The following is a 13335-nucleotide window of genomic DNA, read 5'->3' on the forward strand; positions in this document are numbered from 1 at the left end:
CATCTTCAATATCAACCCATTGTTTTCTGTATAACAATCCGAAAGACAGATTCTCTTTCGAACCTGCATATGCAGGATTGATGACGTTCATGTTATACATATACTGCGTGTAATGAGGGTCTTGTTGGGCGTTGGCATCGATGCTAAAGAGCGAGGCAAGTAATAAAATCAAGTAGGCTTTTTTACTCATGTTTTTATATTTTTTTTGGTATTGCATCGCCAATTCGCTGGCGCTCGGGTCGTGAATCTTCGATTTCATGGGTTGTGTTTTAAAATTGGTCACTAAATGTATTGGTTATTTGTTGATGTATACCCAGCCAGTTTTCGCTTTGCCGGTTTCAAAATTAATTACATAATAATAAGTTCCGTCAGGCAGTTCTTTGCCGCTATTGGTAGTTCCGTTCCATTCTTTTTTATAATTTGATTTAGAATACACTTCAGTTCCGTATCTATTGAAAATTTGTAACTGTTTTACATTTAAATTACTCAAATCGAAAAAATCATTCAAATGATCTGTATTAGGAGAAATTCCTTTTGGGATTTTACAATAAATAGTAGGAATATTGATTGGCTGTTCTCGACTACATCCATTGTCTAGAACCACCAATTTATAATCTCCTGCTGTTGTAATAATTACCGATGGCGTGGTTGCAATAGCTACATTTTGGTCATTATACCAAGTAAATGTAGTGCTTTCAGTTTGTGAAAAATCGGTGCTCAAAACAAAATCAGTTCCGTCGCAACCAGCGTTGATGGTAAATTCCGGAACTTCTATAATATTGACTTTCAACACAAAATTGGTTACGCAAGTATTGACTGGATTGGGCGTAAAAGTATAAACGGTAGTACCTATCAACGAATAACTCAAAGTGGGGGGTGCCCATAATCCATCAATGCCATTATTTGAGGTAGTCGGCAATACAATTTCAGGGACTTCGATGAGAGGATTATAACAGCTTGTGATATTGGGCCCTAAATTGAAATCAGGGATGAGGTTAGCAGTAACTATAACTACTTCCAGAGTAGTGGTTGTAGCGCATTGTCCGGAATCTGGTGTAAAAGTATAAGTTGTAGTTGCCATGTTGTTGAATATTGGTGTCCAGTTTCCGGAAATTCCTTCAGAAGAAATTGTTGGTAAAGGATCGCTGATGATTTCGCCTGAACAAAAAGGTCCAACAGAACCAAATGTCGGCGTTATAATAGGAGTCACAACAAGCTCTAAAGTTACTGCAGATGCGCATTGGCCTGGAGTCGGGTTGAAAGTATAAATTGTCGTTGCAGTATTGTTGAAAGCCGGTGTCCAAAGTCCGACAATATTATTGGAAGAAGTTGTAGGTAATGGACTCACAGTGGTTCCTTCACAAATCGGATTGGTAATAGTAAAGGTTGGTGCAACAGCATTGTTGACAGTGATGGTTACCGATTGCGAAAGATTGCAAACCGAAGGCGGTCCTACAAAAGAAAGATCATCAATTGCAAAATCATTTCCGGTGGCATCAGTTGTTCGGTCGTAGATGCAAATTTGAGCAGTTGTATTGGCGCCTGAAAACCAAGTATAAGAACGTTCTTCCCAAAGGCAAGTCGTTGCTGAAGCAGTTTGAATTCCGATCGACACGCCATTAATAACGACCGCAATATTGGCAGGAATTGGTAATGCTACAGTTTGAATCCAATACTTAAAAGTATAATTCTGATTTGGCGTTACAGGAATGGTTTGGCACCAAAGTTTGTCATTGCCTGAATTAACATTCGATCCGTCAGCCACCAACATTTTTCCTGTTCCTGAAGTATGATCGGTACAATTTGAAAAAAAGTTTGACCATGTATTCGAATTGTCAGTAATGCCATAAGCCCGCTGCAAACCACTCGGATTGCTTGGGTTGTAGTATACGTAGTTCGTTGTAAAACCTATATTTCCTTGTGAAAAATCGCCGTTGAAAACTAAATTAGTATTGTCGGAAACGTTAGAAGTTACAGTATAAGTAGTTGTTTGATTTGGATGTACAACAGGATTTGTACTATTGGGTGTAGTTAATGTATTATCCGCAGGCGATGCTGTCCATGTATAGCCTGATGAACTACCGCTAAAGGATAAAGTGGTTTGTGCTCCATTGCAAATCGTAGTTGGATTGCTCACGGTCAAGCTTTGCGGACCAGTCAAAATAATATTGTTAATGGTAATTTCGCCGTCGGCACCTTCTAAAATATTCAATGAATAATTTCCTGCCGGTAATCCTGTAAAAATACCGGTGCCATTAATAACGGTATTGGTTGGTCCGGTTAAAGTAAATACATAGGGTGAATTCCCGCCGGCACCATAGCCAACAATACTGCCATCGGAAGTATTGCTACAAGAAGGATTGACAATCGAATAGCTCAAAGTAAATGGTTGTGGTGGTCCGGTTAATGAAAAGTCATCTACAGCAAAATCATTTCCGATATCAGTTGTTGTAGTATCCCATAATTCAAAATTGACGCAATTGTTCGTGGGTGTAAAAGTATAAACAACTTGTTGCCAACCTTCAGCAGGTAAGGGTGCTAAGGTGCTTCCTGAAAACAATATGACATTGCTGGCACCTACAAATTGATGGTCGATATTGGCTCTGTTTTGTGTCGAAACCGATTTAATCCAAAAACTAAACGTATAAGTTGTTCCTATAGTAAGACCACAAATGCCACCACCATTATTACCGGCACGCCAAAAACGTTGCCCGCCGGCGGTTGTAGTTCCATCGACGATTAACATTTTTCCGGTTCCCGTCGTATGATCACCACCGGCAAAGAAATTGGTATTCATCGCTTGCGGATTGGCAGTTACGGCATAGTTGCCTGTAAAAGTGGAACCTGAGAAAGGTTCCATAATTTCATTGTAACAACAGCTATTAATACTAAAACCAACACCATTACTACCGCTTTCGAAATCGCCATTGTTGAGCAGGTTTTGAGCATTAATCGATAAACAACTCAATATCAAAAGGCAAGTCCATAAAGAATACTGTTTACTCATAAAACTATTATATAGTATAATTGAAATGTGAAAAGACAAAACACAATCCTCAAATATATAGACAATAATTTTTCTTTACAATGTTGCAGTACATAAATATGAAATTTAAAAATAAACTTCATATCAATATCATATTGTATGCGTCGCTAAAAAACGCAAGTGAAAATTAAGAAATTCGGAATGAGATCACTTTGATTTTTTGTAAAGCTGAAAAATTCAGTTTAAGGCTTCGTAATATTCGTCAAAACTGCTTTGTCAGTATAATTGATGACTTCAAGCGTTATCGGTTGGTCTTTTGTGGTTTTTCCTTCAATGATGTAGCGTTTTCCTTTTCCGACTTCAATATTGCTTCTGTCGAAATCAACATCGCCATAAGTCAAAGTGTTTTTGATGTCGGTGCTGTCCATCCATTTTTGATTCAGTATCGCAATGGCTTTGTCTGAGTACTCGAAAGGTTTGTTTCTCAAATCATTCAACACTCGAGCATTTGGAAAATAATTGCAACGTGTATCTTTTCCAATAAATACAGCAGTAACGAAGAATAATCCGAATGTAAATCCGATTAAATAATAAGCAAAACGATGGCGTAATCTCATTGTAAATTTTTAACTAAAAAGTTCAGTTCGGCCTCATGGCCTCGGGTGCCCAAAGGTAAACGAAAGTTTGCTTAAAACACAATTAAATTGATGTCGCTGTCAGGCAAATCAAACCAATCGCCAATGGCTTTGTTGGTTAGGATTCCATGATATAAATAGACCCCATTTTTCAATCCTTTGTTGCAACGAATGGCACTTTCAATACCGCCATCTTCAGCAATTTGAAGCAAGTAAGGCGTGATGATATTGCTAATCGAAAGCGAAGCGGTTTTAGAATAACGCGAAGGAATGTTAGGAACGCAATAATGCACAATGTCATGTTTGATGAACGTTGGTTTTTCGTGTGTGGTCACTTCAGAAGTTTCGAAACAACCGCCGGTATCAATGCTGACATCAACAATCACAGCGCCTTTTTTCATATGTTCAACCATAGATTCTGAAACGACCACCGGGCAACGTTCTTTGCCGCGCATCGCACCAATCGCAACATCGCAACGACGTAAAGCTTTGAGCAATGCTTTGGGTTGAATCGTAGAAGTGAAAATACGTTGATTCAAATTATTCTGCAATCGTCTTAATTTCGTAATCGAATTGTCGAAAACTTTGACACTGGCACCCAATCCTAAAGCGGTTTTTGCAGCAAATTCTCCAACGGTTCCAGCGCCTAAAATCACCACATCAGTAGGAGGAACGCCTGTAATATTGCCGAACAATAACCCTTTTCCGAATTGGTTGTTGATCATTAGTTCAGCTGCGACAAGTATCGAAGCGGTGCCTGCAATTTCGCTTAATGATTTTACTGCAGGATACGAACCGTCTTCGTCTTTGATGTATTCAAAAGCTAAAGCGGTGATTTTCTTTTTCATCAACACATCGAAGTATTCCTTTTTGCGTGTTTTCAATTGAATGGCTGAAATGACAATGGTTTCGGGATTGACCATTTTGATTTCTTCTCTCGTGAGCGGTTCTACTTTGAGTAGCATTGGGCAACTCAATACTTTTTTAGTATCGCCGGTAATTTCAGCACCGGCATCACTATATTCTTTATCGCTATAACTCGAACTCAATCCTGCCCCAGATTCGAGCATCACGCGATGACCATGAGAAGTTAACGAATTGACAGCATCGGGCGTCAAACAAATGCGACGTTCCTGATAACTGGTTTCTTTTGGGATGCCTATGAAGAGTTCACTTTTGTGTCTTGCAATCTCGAGCTTTTCTTCTTGCGGAAGCAACTGTTGTTTGGTAAATGGAGTTAACGCCATAATGCTACATGCTAATTTCGGTCTAAGTTATAAAAAAAGGTTCAATGTTAAATCATAGAAATGAAACAAATTGAAACCTGATTATCGAAATTCGAGTTCACGTTGGTCGTTCGGAAGCGTTTTAATTTTAATGACGCTGTGTTCGTGTGGAATCAAAGTTGGAATTTTTTCGGGCCATTCGATAAAACACCAATGACCTGAATAAAGGTATTCATCCATGCCCATATCGTAAGCTTCGTTTTCGTTTTTGAGTCGGTACATATCGAAGTGATAAATCAAATCATCGTTGTCAGTTTCATATTCATTCACCAAAGAAAAAGTAGGGCTACTTGTGGCGTTATCGACTCCAAGTTTTTTCGATAAAGCTTTGATTAGCGTTGTTTTACCGGCGCCCATTTCGCCATAGAATAAAATAATTTTTCTTGGATTTTGTTCGAGAATTTTTTGAGCAACCTGATGAATCTCATCAAGTGAAAACGTAATATTCATTTGGATAATGCAATGGTTTCGATTTCAAATTTACTTGAAAAGCGATTCGTATTCACTAACAAATATTTAGCTTATTAAGGTAGTTTTCAACATAAAAAATGTTGTAGGTTGTAAGTTGTAGGTTTTGTTCTGATGTAACGAGATGCCCTAGCCCCGATTGAAGGGAAAATCCTTGGCATTGCGCCGTTAGCATCGAACAGATTGCTTCACTTCGTTCGCAATGACAAGATTGGAATGATAGCGGGATCAGCTCCTAAAAACTTTTAACCTACAACCTACAACTAAATATTATTTAGGATTAAACACCATAAACGGAACAATCATTTCCTCCAAAGAAATCCCGCCATGCTGATACGTATTGCGGTAGTAACTCACGTAATGATTGTAATTGTTGACGTAAGCCAGAAAATAATCATTCTTCGCAAAAATATAAGAACTGCTCATATTAATCGCCGGCAAACCAACGCTTTTCGGGTCGCGAATCGCATAAACATCACGGTCTTCATAGGTTAAACTTCTTCCGGTTTTGTAGCGAAGGTTTAAACTGGTGTTTTTATCGCCAATGACTTTCGAAGGATTTTTTACGTTAATCGTTCCGTGATCCGTGGTAATAATAAGCTTGAATCCTAGTTTTTGCGCTTGCTGAATGATTTCGAGTAAAGGTGAATTTTTAAACCAACTTAATGTCAACGAACGATATGCTTTGTCATCGGAAGCCAATTCTTTGACGACATCCATTTCGGTTTTGGCGTGCGATAACATGTCGACAAAATTGTAAACGACCGTTACCAAATCATTTTCTTTCAAGGCTTTGAAGTTCTCCGCCAATTTTTTACCATTCGCAAGATTCGTGATTTTGAAATATTCTTGTTTGATATTCAAGCCCAAACGTTTTAAATGTGCCGTTAAGAATTCCGCTTCATACAGATTTTTCCCGCCTTCTTCAACGTCGTTTTTCCAATATTGTGGAAATTGTTTTTCCATTTCCAACGGTGTTAATCCTGAGAAAATAGCATTTCGCGCGTATTGTGTTGCCGTTGGAAGAATCGCATAATAGGGTACTTCTTTTTCTAATTTGTAATGGTTGGCGACCACGCTTTCAATCACTTTCCATTGGTCATACCGCAAATTATCAATCACCACAAATAGAATTGATTTGTCTTTTTTGGTCAATTCCGGCACCACCAATTCTCGAAATAAAGTATGCGATTGAATGGGTTTATCAGCTTTGGGTTTAAACCAATCTTCGTAGTTTTTTTCGATGAATTTTCCGAACTGCATATTGGCTTCGACCTTTTGCGATTCGAGGATTTCTACCATACTTTGGTCTTGAATATTCTCCAATTCGAGTTCCCAAAAAATGAGCTTTTTATAACATTCAATCCATTCTTCATACGAATTGACCATGGCCATTTCCATCGCGATTTTACGGAATTCTTTTTGGTAATCTAAAGTCGTTTTTTCGGATATCAATCGGGAATGATCGAGATTCTTTTTAATGCTCAGTAGAATTTGATTCGGATTCACCGGCTTGATCAAATAGTCGGCAATTTTGGAACCGATAGCTTCTTCCATGATGTATTCTTCTTCACTTTTGGTAATCATAATTACCGGTGTTGAAGATTTTTTTTCTTTGATTTCCGACAGTGTTTCCAAGCCGCTCATGCCGGGCATGTTTTCATCTAAAAAGACAATATCGAAATCGCCTTCTTCAAAAACATCAATGGCATCGCGACCATTATTGCAAGTGGTGACATGGTAGTCTTTTTTCTCTAAAAATAAGATATGAGGCTTGAGTAAATCAATTTCATCATCGACCCAAAGTATTTTGATTTGCTCCATTTTTATTAAGGTTTTGAATTGTTTTTTAGCTGAGGCAATTTAACATTTATACAACGAGTAGTTCTTAAAGTTATTGTAAAGTTGTTTTTTTGAAATCGACATTAATTATTTTAAATGCAAGATTTTAACTTGAGATAAGTTTTCTTCGATTAACTTGTATTGCTTATATTTGTTTTGTGAAAATTGTTTAAAGCAAAGCAAATTAGTATTTTATGACGGATTCAGTGCTTCATTATTTTAAAGCGGAAAAGAAAGACAGTATTTATGCTATTTTTTTGGGTTTGTTTTCGGTCGTTCTTACGATTTGTTTTTTAATCAAAGGGCATCCTTTTTATAACGGAATGTCGTATGCATTCATCGCGATTGGATTGATTCAATTGGTGGCAGGAACAACGGTATATTTGCGAAGTGATATGGATATTGTCAGCATCGATTATTTCATTCATAAAGACATGAATATTATAAAAGAAAAGGAAATTCCAAGAATGGAATTAATAATGAAAAATTTTGCTGTGTATCGTAAGGCAGCCATCGTTTGTATTACTTTAGGTTTGTTGCTTTGGCTTTGTTGCCAGCCACTCACTTTGGGAAAAGGTATTGGTATTGGACTAACGATTCAATCGACAATAATGCTCATTTTAGATTACCTTGCTGAACAAAGAGGCAAAGTATATTTGAATTTTTTACAATCTTTACTAAACCAAGAATCATGAAATCGAAGATTCACGAATACCAAAAAAAATATAAAAACATGAGTAAAAAACTTTACATTTTTATAATGGCTTTGATTGCTTTTCAACTGCAAGCCCAAGCGGTTTATAATTCGACTAATTATGCCGTAGTGGGTGATAGTTTTTATAATACTTCCGCGAGCAATTTACTATTAGATTTTGAAAGTACAGGCACAAATTTCAATTGGGATTTTGCGGCTTTAACGGGCACATCTCAAACACAATTGCAATTCAGAAATCCAACCGTAACTGGATTTTTATGGTTGTTTATATACAATACTAACAATACCAATTTGTCTTCAACGACTAACGAAAATTCGACTTTAAACACTCCGGGTCAAGTGGTTGGCGTTACTGATGCGAACAATTACTATAAAAAATCCACGACCGATTTGAGACAAACCGGAAGTGCTTATAAAGTGGATTATAACGGCACTCAGATTCCGGTTACCAATCAGTATACAGATTCGGATATTATTTATCATTTCCCTATTCAGTATGGAGATACCGATACAGACGATTCTGCTTACACCATCAATATTCCGAGTTTATATTATCAGGACAATACTTTGCAACGCAGTAACGAAGTGGATGGTTGGGGCAGTCTGACCACGCCATACGGTTCGTTTACCAATGTATTGCGAATGAAAACGACATTGGTTCAAAACGATACTATTGCACTTTTAGGTGCCGGATTGCCTAGAACGATTCGCACGACTCGAGAATTGAAATGGTTTGATACTTCTAAAAAACAACCTGTACTTACGGTGACGCAAAGCAATGCAACAGGCAATTGGGTCACTACGGATGTTACTTATTTAGACAACCAACACGACTTTCAAACCACTGCTTTTTTTACGCATGCGCCTCTAAATCCTGCTGCTGGTGAAACGGTATATTTTCAAAATTTAAGTACCAATGCTACAACCTATACATGGGATTTTGGTGACCCAAGCAGTGTAACAGACAACACGAGTTCCGAAGAATATCCAACGCATACTTTTGCTGCTGACGGTGTATACCAAGTGACGCTAACCGCTAGTAATGCTACGTTTACCAACACTTATAATATTACTATTGTTGTAGGAACCTTGGCGGTGCATCAAAGTGACATTGAAAATAATGCTGTGGTTTATCCCAATCCGTTTACGACTCATTTCAAAATGACTGTTAAATTAGATGATGCGAATTATGTATTGACCAATATGAATGGTCAACAAATCTTCGCAGGGAAAAATATAGAAGTGCAAGATTTCTCCGCTTTGAATTCGGGCGTTTATATTTTAACAGTTTGGAATAATCGAGACATTAAAAAATATAAAATCATTAAAGAATAAACCTAATTCTAAATATTTTATAAATAAGCTATTACTGCTATTTCACACACTTTGAAATATTACCATCTATTAAAATTTACCGTTTCTATAATTTTTTGTAACAAAAAGAATATTCAAAGACTGATGGTAATTAAATTTAAATCTTTTAGTATGAAAAGCACTGCTGTTAAAGTCAGCTTATTATTGACTTTATTTTTCCAAACATTTTCCACGAATGCACAACAAGCACCCGTAGTTTCAAAATACGATTATCACGATGCTTTTGCTCCTAATTTTTATACTAAAAATGGTACAGATACACGTTCAGCTAGTGGTCAACCTGGCCCGAAGTATTGGCAAAACAGAGCCGATTATCAATTGACAGCACAGCTCAATGAAGTTACCAATGAAATATTGGGAACGGAAACTTTAACGTACACCAACAACAGCCCTGATGCTTTATCCTTTTTATGGATGAATTTAGAACAAAATGCGTTCAAATCAGATTCACGAGGTAATGCTATAATAGGCCTTTCAGGTAGCAGGGGCGGAGCAAAAGGCGAAATTCTCGATGGTGGTTTTAAAATAAAATCGGTTGTTGTAGTTTCTACAGTTAACGGAAAACCATCTGAAAAAGAAGCGAAGTTTGTGATTTCCGATACGAGAATGCAAGTGCAATTGCCTCAAGATTTGAAATCCAATGGAACTAGTGTTAAAGTAAAAATTACCTTTTCTTATATTTCACCAAAATATGGTTCTGACAGAACAGGTGTTCAAGATACCAAAAACGGAAAAATCTTTACCATTGCACAATGGTATCCTAGAATGTGCGTGTATGATGACGTAAAAGGTTGGAACACCAATCCATATATTGGTGCGGAGTTTTACTTAGAGTATGGCGATTTCGATGTAGCCATCACGGCACCATCAAGTCATATTGTAGTGTGTTCGGGTGAATTGCAAAATCCTGCGGAAGTATACACTACTGAACAACAAAAACGTTGGGCAACCGCCAAACAAAGCGATAAAACGGTTATCATTCGTTCTGCGGAAGAAGTGACAAATCCGACTTCACGTCCGTCAGGAAAAGCCACTTTGACATGGAAGTTTAAAATTAAAAATGCCCGCGATGTGTCATGGGCTTCTTCAGCGGCATTCATTGTCGATGCTGCTAAAATCAATTTGCCAAGCGGTAAAAAATCATTGGCGATTTCTACTTATCCAATCGAAAGCAATGGTAATGATGCTTGGAGCAGAGCTACTGAATATACCAAAACATCGATTGAAAATTATTCAAAACGTTGGTTTGAATTTCCTTATCCGGCAGCAACGAACGTAGCTGGTAATGAAGGCGGAATGGAATATCCCGGTATTGTTTTCTGTGAGTATACTTCAAAAGGAAATGATTTATGGGGCGTAACCGATCACGAGTTCGGACACAGTTGGTTCCCAATGATTGTTGGTTCTAACGAGCGTATATTTGCTTGGATGGATGAAGGTTTCAATACGTTTATTAATTCCTTAAGCTCTCAAGATTTTAATAATGGTGAATACAAAGGCCGTGTAGACAATATGAATAACAGTAGTGTTTTTCTAACAGATCCTAATTTAGAAACTGTTATGAGCACACCCGATGCGATGAAAGAAGAAAGTATTGGATTGTTGTGTTATTACAAACCAGGTTCAGGACTCACGATGTTGCGTGAGCAAATCTTAGGAACAGAACGTTTCGATTATGCTTTCAGAACTTATATTGCGCGTTGGGCTTTCAAACATCCAACACCTGATGATTTCTTTAGAACTATGGAAAATGTTGGTGGAGAAGATTTGAATTGGTTTTGGCGAGGTTGGTTTATCAACAATTGGCGTTTAGATCAAGGGATTCGCAAAGTGAAATACCTTAAAAACGATCCTTCAAAAGGGGCCATTATTACGCTTGACAATCTCGAAAAGATGGCAATGCCTGTGGTTTTAGAAATCAAAACCAAAAGCGGAAAAACATCAGAAATTAAACTTCCGGTTGAAGTTTGGATGCGCAACAACACATGGCAAATTAAGTCAGGAACGACAGAAGAAATAGAAAGTATTACACTCGATCCGAACCACAAATTACCGGATTATAATGTATCGAACAATACTTGGACGACAGGAAAAAGTGAGTTAGAAGCGGATGTCATTCTCGACCCTTATTTTGGAACTTTTTCAAGCAAAGTAATTCCAATTAAAATAACTTTCTCGGAAGAAAATAATATGTTGAAAGGTGTGGCTACAGGTCAAGGCCCAATATATTTAGAACCTGCGGGTAAAGACCGTTTCAAATTTGCGGCTTATGGCATTGAAATTCAATTCAACGAAGCCAAAACAGAAATGACTTTGATTCAAGGGGGTGAAATTTTATTCACGAGAGATAAATAAAAGAAGCATTTAAAAATAGATAGTCCCGAATTAACACTGATTAATTCGGGACTATTTTTTTATATAGACTAGAGGCTACTTTTTATTATCAATGGGCTCCCAAAGTTCAATCTTGTTGCCTTCTGCATCCATGATATGTACAAACTTCCCATAGTCGTAAGTCGCAATACTGTCGACAATGGTTACGCCATTTTCTTTGAGTTTGTTCACGAGTTCTTCGATATGTTGAACACGGTAATTAATCATAAACTCCTTTTTTGAAGGTGCGAAATAATCACTACCTTTTTTAAAAGGACTCCATTGAAGCGCATTGATTTCTTCAGGCTTGTCAACATTTCGGGATCTAAATGTCGAACCCCAATCATTGATTTCAATCCCTAAATTTTTGGCATACCATGCTCTGGTTTCCTTCGGATTGTCTGAAAAAAAGAAAATGCCGCCAATTCCCGTCGCCTTTGGTGTGTTGTCTGTTTGATTTTTTTTATCTTCCATAGTATTTGTTTTTTTTGTTGTCGAGGCACAGCTTGCGAATAGTATTATAGAAACTATTATCAATAATCTTTTCATAGTGTTTTATTATATACTTGCTTCAGTTGCTTGCTTTTTCTTTAAGATTAATGCGCTGATTAATGCAATTAACAATCCGATTGGAAAAATTTCTGCATAAGTCATTAATATCACCAATAGCGGATTTTTATACCATTCTTTATACATAGCCATTTCTTGAGTTTTGGCCGCCAATTCTGCACCGGTTAAACCACTTTCTTGTGCTTGTTTTAATGCTGTTGCTGCAAATTTTCCATAAAATCAGGAAAGAAGCAATAGTATTCAATCAACCAAACGCCTACATAACAAGTCGAAGCAATCAAAGTAATCAATAATCCGATTTTGAATGCTTGGCCAAAAGTAATATAACCTTGATTTTGTTTGTCTCTAAAGTTTTTAATCCCAATAAATACAAACGTAAAAGCAATGAGCATTGTGGCATAACCAAAAATTTCACTGGCTTTAAAATTGGTGTCTTTGTAGCAGGAATACGTTGAATAAATCATCATCAAAGTCACAATGGCTCCGGCAATAAGCCCATAAGTAATCACAGTTTTTTTCATAAGATATCAATTAAGTTAATACTGCAAAGATTAGTATTCACGCTTGATAAACACTCATACTTAAGGATGATTTTATAAAAATCGAACTAAAGTACTACGGTAAAATCTGAAGCTTTTTTGCTGTTTCTATCGCTTGGGTTCTTCGCTTAGCATCGAGTTTTTCGAATAAATTGGCGGCGTGCGTTTTAATAGTACTCAGCGAAACGTATAACTGGGCTGCAATTTCCTGATTGCTTTTTCCTGAAGCCATCAATGAAAGTACTTCGAGTTCTCGTTTGCTGATTTTTAATTGACTTAAAACTTCTTCATTAACAGTAAATGGAATGTCATTGACAAGTACTTCTTTTTCAATGATAATGGTTTTTGGACTGGTGATTTTATTGGCCAACCAAATGCCTAAAGCGGTAAAAAGTATGGCAATGGCACCCACGTAAATTTCGTATTGGTGACTGAAAATCAGTAATCGAATTTCGAGCCATCGCAATAAAAAAAAGAGTAATGCTAAAGATATTCCGTAGCCAATACTCTCTTTGTATTTTTTGATGGTCACTAACATGATGAAGTT

Annotated in this window: 13 protein-coding genes; 3 read left to right on the top strand and 10 right to left on the bottom strand. The window is 37.1% G+C overall.

The genetic code is table 11. The features are described 5' to 3' along the window. The 6 genes from RMO03_RS04855 to RMO03_RS04880 all read right to left on the bottom strand — a co-directional run. On the bottom strand, positions 1 to 190 hold a 190-nt coding region (locus RMO03_RS04855), incomplete at its 3' end, for a type IX secretion system membrane protein PorP/SprF (RefSeq protein WP_309641026.1). 105 nt (positions 191 to 295) lie between these two features. Further along, complete coding sequence (locus tag RMO03_RS04860) at positions 296 to 3007, bottom strand: gliding motility-associated C-terminal domain-containing protein (protein WP_309640963.1); 2712 nt, start codon at positions 3005 to 3007, stop codon at positions 296 to 298. Positions 3008 to 3228: 221 nt separating this feature from the next. Continuing rightward, positions 3229 to 3603 carry a DUF4258 domain-containing protein gene (locus RMO03_RS04865; RefSeq protein ID WP_309640964.1) on the bottom strand — a complete coding sequence of 125 codons (375 nt, stop codon included), beginning with the start codon at positions 3601 to 3603 and terminating at the stop codon, positions 3229 to 3231. A gap of 71 nt (positions 3604 to 3674) precedes the next feature. Continuing rightward, positions 3675 to 4868, bottom strand: coding sequence for an alanine dehydrogenase (locus tag RMO03_RS04870; RefSeq protein WP_309640965.1), 1194 nt, complete (start codon positions 4866 to 4868; stop codon positions 3675 to 3677). An 81-nt stretch (positions 4869 to 4949) separates the two neighbouring features. Beyond that, positions 4950 to 5357: a tRNA (adenosine(37)-N6)-threonylcarbamoyltransferase complex ATPase subunit type 1 TsaE gene (gene tsaE, locus RMO03_RS04875; RefSeq protein WP_309640966.1), complete on the bottom strand. Its 408-nt coding sequence runs from the start codon at positions 5355 to 5357 to the stop codon at positions 4950 to 4952. Positions 5358 to 5645: 288 nt separating this feature from the next. Further along, complete coding sequence (locus tag RMO03_RS04880; protein ID WP_309640967.1) at positions 5646 to 7199, bottom strand: bifunctional response regulator/alkaline phosphatase family protein; 1554 nt, start codon at positions 7197 to 7199, stop codon at positions 5646 to 5648. A 212-nt stretch (positions 7200 to 7411) separates the two neighbouring features. Here RMO03_RS04880 and RMO03_RS04885 point away from each other — a divergent pair, with 212 nt between their 5' ends. The 3 genes from RMO03_RS04885 to RMO03_RS04895 all read left to right on the top strand — a co-directional run bounded on the left by RMO03_RS04885 (position 7412) and on the right by RMO03_RS04895 (position 11661). After that, entirely contained in the window at positions 7412 to 7912 is a 501-nt protein-coding gene (locus RMO03_RS04885) for a hypothetical protein (RefSeq protein ID WP_309640968.1), read from the top strand. Continuing rightward, on the top strand, positions 7909 to 9267 hold the full coding sequence (locus RMO03_RS04890) for a PKD domain-containing protein (RefSeq protein WP_309640969.1): 1359 nt from the start codon (positions 7909 to 7911) through the stop codon (positions 9265 to 9267). Before RMO03_RS04885 ends, RMO03_RS04890 begins: the two co-directional genes overlap by 4 nt. Before the next feature lie 150 nt (positions 9268 to 9417). Next, complete coding sequence (locus tag RMO03_RS04895) at positions 9418 to 11661, top strand: M1 family metallopeptidase (protein WP_309640970.1); 2244 nt, start codon at positions 9418 to 9420, stop codon at positions 11659 to 11661. A 75-nt stretch (positions 11662 to 11736) separates the two neighbouring features. Here RMO03_RS04895 and RMO03_RS04900 read toward each other — a convergent pair whose 3' ends face one another. The 4 genes from RMO03_RS04900 to RMO03_RS04915 all read right to left on the bottom strand — a co-directional run bounded on the left by RMO03_RS04900 (position 11737) and on the right by RMO03_RS04915 (position 13326). Further along, the gene (locus RMO03_RS04900; protein WP_309640971.1) at positions 11737 to 12153 is read right to left on the bottom strand and encodes a VOC family protein; all 417 of its coding nucleotides are present in this window, start codon (positions 12151 to 12153) and stop codon (positions 11737 to 11739) included. An 84-nt stretch (positions 12154 to 12237) separates the two neighbouring features. Continuing rightward, on the bottom strand, positions 12238 to 12381 hold the full coding sequence (locus RMO03_RS04905; protein WP_309640972.1) for a hypothetical protein: 144 nt from the start codon (positions 12379 to 12381) through the stop codon (positions 12238 to 12240). Positions 12382 to 12437: 56 nt separating this feature from the next. Then, entirely contained in the window at positions 12438 to 12770 is a 333-nt protein-coding gene (locus RMO03_RS04910; RefSeq protein ID WP_309640973.1) for a DUF4199 domain-containing protein, read from the bottom strand. Between the two features lie 94 nt (positions 12771 to 12864). After that, complete coding sequence (locus RMO03_RS04915; RefSeq protein ID WP_309640974.1) at positions 12865 to 13326, bottom strand: LuxR C-terminal-related transcriptional regulator; 462 nt, start codon at positions 13324 to 13326, stop codon at positions 12865 to 12867. Positions 13327 to 13335 lie beyond the last annotated feature (9 nt).

The organism is Flavobacterium sp., assembly GCF_031411595.1.
Lineage (GTDB): Bacteria > Bacteroidota > Bacteroidia > Flavobacteriales > Flavobacteriaceae > Flavobacterium.

Excerpts from the sequence above, each read along its gene's own strand:
- RMO03_RS04900 (WP_309640971.1), bottom strand. The coding sequence starts at position 12,153 with ATGGAAGATAAAAAAAATCAAACAGACAACACACCAAAGGCGACGGGA.
- RMO03_RS04880 (WP_309640967.1), bottom strand. The coding sequence starts at position 7,199 with ATGGAGCAAATCAAAATACTTTGGGTCGATGATGAAATTGATTTACTC.
- RMO03_RS04895 (WP_309640970.1), top strand. The coding sequence starts at position 9,418 with ATGAAAAGCACTGCTGTTAAAGTCAGCTTATTATTGACTTTATTTTTC.
- RMO03_RS04905 (WP_309640972.1), bottom strand. The coding sequence starts at position 12,381 with ATGGCTATGTATAAAGAATGGTATAAAAATCCGCTATTGGTGATATTA.
- RMO03_RS04870 (WP_309640965.1), bottom strand. The coding sequence starts at position 4,868 with ATGGCGTTAACTCCATTTACCAAACAACAGTTGCTTCCGCAAGAAGAA.
- RMO03_RS04890 (WP_309640969.1), top strand. The coding sequence starts at position 7,909 with ATGAAATCGAAGATTCACGAATACCAAAAAAAATATAAAAACATGAGT.
- RMO03_RS04860 (WP_309640963.1), bottom strand. The coding sequence starts at position 3,007 with ATGAGTAAACAGTATTCTTTATGGACTTGCCTTTTGATATTGAGTTGT.
- RMO03_RS04910 (WP_309640973.1), bottom strand. The coding sequence starts at position 12,770 with ATGAAAAAAACTGTGATTACTTATGGGCTTATTGCCGGAGCCATTGTG.
- RMO03_RS04865 (WP_309640964.1), bottom strand. The coding sequence starts at position 3,603 with ATGAGATTACGCCATCGTTTTGCTTATTATTTAATCGGATTTACATTC.
- RMO03_RS04885 (WP_309640968.1), top strand. The coding sequence starts at position 7,412 with ATGACGGATTCAGTGCTTCATTATTTTAAAGCGGAAAAGAAAGACAGT.
- RMO03_RS04915 (WP_309640974.1), bottom strand. The coding sequence starts at position 13,326 with ATGTTAGTGACCATCAAAAAATACAAAGAGAGTATTGGCTACGGAATA.
- tsaE (WP_309640966.1), bottom strand. The coding sequence starts at position 5,357 with ATGAATATTACGTTTTCACTTGATGAGATTCATCAGGTTGCTCAAAAA.